General features: G+C 40.5%; 7 protein-coding genes. 1 reads left to right on the top strand and 6 read right to left on the bottom strand.

The window, feature by feature from the left end; genetic code table 11:
* Window positions 1–624: hypothetical protein (locus ACFIML_RS08320; RefSeq protein ID WP_375687893.1), on the top strand; the 624-nt coding region annotated here is incomplete at its 5' end.
* Window positions 625–1,235: 611 nt separating this feature from the next.
* On the opposite strand, the gene ACFIML_RS08315 is transcribed toward ACFIML_RS08320, so the two are convergent.
* The 6 genes from ACFIML_RS08315 to ACFIML_RS08290 form a co-directional block, all read right to left on the bottom strand.
* Window positions 1,236–1,808, bottom strand: a complete 573-nt coding sequence (locus ACFIML_RS08315) for a hypothetical protein (protein WP_375687891.1) — start codon at window positions 1,806–1,808, stop codon at window positions 1,236–1,238.
* A 10-nt stretch (window positions 1,809–1,818) separates the two neighbouring features.
* Window positions 1,819–2,070: a hypothetical protein gene (locus ACFIML_RS08310; RefSeq protein ID WP_375607083.1), complete on the bottom strand. Its 252-nt coding sequence runs from the start codon at window positions 2,068–2,070 to the stop codon at window positions 1,819–1,821.
* Window positions 2,071–2,281: 211 nt separating this feature from the next.
* Window positions 2,282–3,433 carry a DUF6990 domain-containing protein gene (locus tag ACFIML_RS08305; protein ID WP_375687889.1) on the bottom strand — a complete coding sequence of 384 codons (1,152 nt, stop codon included), beginning with the start codon at window positions 3,431–3,433 and terminating at the stop codon, window positions 2,282–2,284.
* Between the two features lie 13 nt (window positions 3,434–3,446).
* Window positions 3,447–3,812 carry a hypothetical protein gene (locus ACFIML_RS08300; protein WP_375687887.1) on the bottom strand — a complete coding sequence of 122 codons (366 nt, stop codon included), beginning with the start codon at window positions 3,810–3,812 and terminating at the stop codon, window positions 3,447–3,449.
* A 229-nt stretch (window positions 3,813–4,041) separates the two neighbouring features.
* Entirely contained in the window at window positions 4,042–4,398 is a 357-nt protein-coding gene (locus ACFIML_RS08295; protein WP_375607085.1) for a hypothetical protein, read from the bottom strand.
* Window positions 4,399–4,402: 4 nt separating this feature from the next.
* Window positions 4,403–4,576, bottom strand: coding sequence for a hypothetical protein (locus ACFIML_RS08290; protein WP_375607086.1), 174 nt, complete (start codon window positions 4,574–4,576; stop codon window positions 4,403–4,405).
* Window positions 4,577–5,239 lie beyond the last annotated feature (663 nt).

The following is a 5,239-nucleotide window of genomic DNA, read 5'->3' as shown; positions in this document are numbered from 1 at the left end:
GCATTGCACAATCCAACCTTTATGCCTCCATTGGCACCTCTTCTCCCCAAGCGCTCCACAATCCTCACAGCCCTTGATCAACCACACACACGCTATTACAGTTCCACGTTTTTACGATTTTACAAATTCACAGAAAACAACAAACTTCCGATAAACAGCCCCATTGAAGCCTATCATAAGCCTATCACTTACCATCACCCCTTTTCCCCCAACGCCCTCCATTCCCCCCATTCTAATTTTAACGCATTGCACAATCCAACCTTTATGCCTCCATTGGCACCTCTTCTCCCCAAGCGCTCCACAATCCTCACAGCCCTTGATCAACCACACACACGCTATTACAGTTCCACGTTTTTACGATTTTACAAATTCACAGAAAACAACAAACTTCCGATAAACAGCCCCATTGAAGCCTATCATAAGCCTATCACTTACCATCACCCCTTTTCCCCCAACGCCCTCCATTCCCCCCATTCTAATTTTGACGCATTGCACAATCCAACCTTTATGCCTCCATTGGCACCTCTTCTCCCCAAGCGCTCCACAATCCTCACAGCCCTTGACCAACCACACCCCCTATTACAGTTCCACATTTTTACGATTTTACAAATTCACAGAAAATAATAACTTCCGATAAACAGCCCCATTAAAGCCTATTACAAGCTTATTATAAGCCTATTCATTGCCATCAACCCTTTTCCCCCAACGCCCTCCATTCCCCCCATTCTAATTTTGACGCATTGCACAATCCAACCTTTATGCCTCCATTGGCACCTCTTCTCCCCAAGCGCTCCACAATCCTCACAGCCCTTGACCAACCACACCCCCTATTACAGTTCCACATTTTTACGATTTTACAAATTCACAGAAAATAATAACTTCCGATAAACAGCCCCATTAAAGCCTATCATCAGCCTATCACTTACCATCACCCCTTTCCCCCCAGAGATCAGCGTAAAATGAGAAAAACAATCGATGCCCTCCTCTCACGTCATGAAGCAATGGCATGATCTAAAACTTATGCCTCCCCCATGACACGAGCACTACGTGCGCTTTTTCAGCGCTGCGTTTAATTGTTTGGTAACCTTGTAATAAGAGATCAAACGCTTGATAAAAGAAATATACAGTGCCACAATGGGTATTGTTAAGAAAAAATCAAAAAAACCCCCCAGCAGAATGATAAAAATCACCGTCCAAAATGCCGCTATTTCGTAATGCATTTTATCCCCTTCTTTTTATAAATTGATTGATTGGGTTGCTTCAGTCACTTCTTCCAATTGCTGAATCTTCTTTTTCAATCGATGAGTTAAAATTTCACGAAGGATCACAACAACAGGGATCGTTGCAAAAATACATACCGATAAAAAAAACCAGAAAAGCAAGAGAATGACAAGATATTCAAATCTGCTCTCATCTATCTCAGCTACCCTTTTAGAGAAACTCACATAGACATAAGCTTTGAAAAACATAATGATGAAAGAGAGGCATGCGTGGAGGATATAATCTTTGCGTGAAAAAGCGAGCCATTTTTTTAACGAATAGAAACTTATCTGTGTTTCTAGTGTTAAGTTTTGTGGCACTCTCTCTTTTTCTTTTCCGCTTTTTTCAAAGAAACAAAAACGCTGTGGATGTTCTTTCATCAAACGTCTTTGTTTTTTCACTCTGTAATAGAGCCTCAAACGCTTGATTAAAGAATAATAAGGCGCCACAATAATCATATTCACAAAAATGGCAAAAACTGTAACTGCATTTAGAAAAAAATATCCAATCGGCAGAAACAAAATAAAAACTGCGGCCTCACCCCTCATGCGTATAACCTCATTGATTAATCTCTTGCTGCTTTATTTTTTCTTTTAGTTTTTTCTTTATTTTTTCCAATTTACGCTCTTTAAAACGATAAATCCCCCACAAAATAGGAAGGGGTGTGAGAAGACAAAACCATATCAACACTGGTAAGAGAAAAATAAGAGAACCAATTCCTTCCCATCTTGTCCATTGCAACGGCTGTACCAGAGATTTTGCACCCGCAGGAACTTCTAAAGCCATCATGATAAGGCATGTATAAAACATGATGAAAAAGCGGTGCCCTATTATTTTACACCGTCCCACCCCTTTACACCTTTCCACTGAAGACACCATAAATTTTCTAAATGAAAAGAAAGACACTTCAAATGTTGCTTTTTTCTCCTGCATTGTTCCCCTCTGCTTTTACGCTTCGCGCTTTTTACGCATTATTTTCAGGTTTAAGCTCTTTTTAATTTATCTAAACTCTTTATTTTTCTCAATAATTTTTTTCATCAATCCTAATTTCTACATCCATATATTCTAACTCCCCATCCTTTATGTAAAGAATATCGGGACGATAGTTTTTTCCATCAACCTCACAAATCGCGTCCTTTTCATAAACAAAATATCCCTGTTGCCTTAATTCTTGTCTTTTTTCCTCGATCAAATTTTCATAAGAATCTCTTCTTCTATTGCACAAATTGGGATCCGTAGCTCTAAAACATTCATAGCTTTCTACCTCCATGGAAAAATCCTTTGCCGCCTGTTGAAGCAAATCGTAACTGGGTTGCTTTGTCTTTTCTACCGCCTGAGCGATCACCATCGCGCGTTCCAGATGCTCTTCTTCAATGCTTGCCTCAAAGCCCAGCTTCTCACCTTCTATAAAGCTTTTGTGATAAGAGTGTAAAGTTTCAACATCGCCCATCAAAGCCAGAGCCGCAAGATAACGCAGGGAATAAGAAGCCAACCGAGGGACCACAGTTTTGTTTTCCCAAGGCAGGATTCTATATTGAGAGTGAAGCATCTTGCCAAGATCAACCTCAGTCATTGCCTCATCGAAAGCTTTCTCGAGTGCACGACGTAAACATCCAACGCTTACCTTTTCTTCAAAAATTTCCAACCCCTTCACATCAAAACTCAATTCAAGAGCAATCAAGCCTCCAGAATTATAAGGGTCTATCGTTTGGCAAGTCGCCGCATGGATACCAGAAACCACCGCAATTGCACAATCAAATCGCGGATACCCCTTCTCAGCATTATAAAGAAACTGCACTTCACGATCTGGTAAATAATAGGTGGCCAAATGATCTCCTTTTCCTTCAATTTCCACCTTCCACCCCAAACTCTTTAAAAGCGCCGTTGCACTTTCCATCGTTAAGATTTCCTCATCAGAAAGAGAAAACTCTTTTTCCTCAGATAACGGCTTAATCATCGGCGTTGCTCCACTAGACGGCTCAAAAGCAACAGGTTGTTCAAGCACGCGGCTTAATTCTTTTGTCACTTGGCAATACAGTCTCACCCGCTTGAAAGTAGAGTAATACAATGCCCAAATAAACATCATGACCACAGCAGAAAGCAGCGTGAAAAGCATCAAGCCCACACCCCACGAGAGTACAACAATAATATCCATTATTTTAATATCTATCATTTTCCCCGCCCCTTCATGCGCTGTTTTGTTGAGAAGCGGTTTTTCTTCGCTTCCAGAGTGCTTGCTCCAACATATCGATCTTTTCTTTCAACAGAACCGTGAAAATGATACGAACCACAAAGGCAACAGGGATGAGTACAAAAAGAAGCGCTGATATAAGCCACATGATTAACAAGAGAGCTGCCACGACATCCCCTTCCCACTCCACCAACTTCCACCCAAGCAACATGGGTACGAAGCGAAGAACCGTTCTCAAAGCTGCCACAATGAAAGCAATACAAAAGATGACTTTATAATTTTTGCGTGTCAGAAACGCTTCTTCAAGCACAAAAGACCGTGGTTCTTTATCCAATGGTGCATTTTTTCCATTGCCCCTCATTTTTTACCCCTCATTTGTCTCAAATTTTTAAGCCATTTTCATGAACCGAAGCTTTCGTCCTCACAATGGATGAGGGTTCATCAATATCAAACGCTTGTATCCCTCATCTTTTATAAAGACAATATCAGCGGTGCATTTTTTTCCATCACCTTCAAACATTGCACGAAGAGAAGGTCTCCTACAACGCATGAGAATATATAAAGACCAGTATTCATTTTCTGCCCTCCCTTCACGCGCTGTTTTGTTGGTAAGCCGTTTTTCTTCGCTTCCAGAGTGCTTGATCCAACATATCGATCTTTTTTTTCAACAAACGCGTAAAGATGATGCGGACCACAAAGGCAACAGGAATGAGTACAAAAAGAAGCGTTGATATAAAAACCAATATTAATGTTAAAATGAATAGGATATAATTCCACCACCCTGTCAAATCCCACTTAAAAAACATAAAGAATGCCATTGTAAAAGCTGCCACAATGAAAGCAATGCAAAAGATGACTTTATAATTTTTGCTTGTCAAAAACGCTTCTTCCAGCGCAAAAGACCGTGGTTCTTTATCCAATGGTGCATTTTTTCCATTGCCCCTCATTTTTTTACCCCTCATTTGTTTCAATTTCTAAGCCATTTTCATGAACCGAAGCTTTCGTCCTCACAATGAATGAGGGTTCAATCAATATCAAGCGCTTGTATCCCTCATCTTTTATAAAGACAATATCAGCGGTGCATTTTTTTCCATCACCTTCAAACATCATGTTTTCATCACTCACAGTGTGCCCCCTATTGTCTTAAGGCTTCTCTTTTCTCGTCGATCAAATTTTCATAAAAATATCTTCTTCTATTGCACAAATTTGGATCTATGGTTCTAAAATTCTAAGTGCTCTTTTTATTTTCAGGAAGATAAGCTGCTTTCCAAAGAAGAAGCAAACGAGTGCAAGAAAATCGTAACGAAGTTGCTTTGTCTTTATGACGATTTGAATCATCTAGCAAAACCGGCCCAAATAGATTTTTTCGATATTTTTTTTCAAAGCCCAAACTTTCATCTTCCATAAAGCTTTTATGAGAAAGCTGCCAAATGTTAACATCAGCCCTCAATACCAAAGCCCCAAGGTAGTGCAGCAAAGAAGAGGGCACTTGAGAGATAGAATAATTTCCTTTTCCCAAGGAAGGGTGTTCTATTGAAAGCCAAGCACGCGGCCAAGATCAACCTCAGTCCCAGATCAACCTCATTCATTGCCTCATCGAAAACTTCCTCAAGTACACGACACGCCCTACGCTTACCTCTTCCTCAAGAAATTTCAATCCCTTTGCCTTAAAATCCACCCCTTTGCCTCAAAGCCTCGTTGTCAATCTGGCAAAGCCCCCAAATGATAAGGATTAATCATTTGGCAAGCCGCAGCATGGATACCAGCGTCTCCAACAATTCCATAACC

Source organism: Bartonella sp. AC62GZZY (assembly GCF_042196525.1).
In the GTDB taxonomy this organism is placed as follows: Bacteria; Pseudomonadota; Alphaproteobacteria; order Rhizobiales; family Rhizobiaceae; genus Bartonella.
Note: the sequence above shows the minus strand (reverse complement) of the source record. Positions and strands in the feature narration are given on the sequence as shown.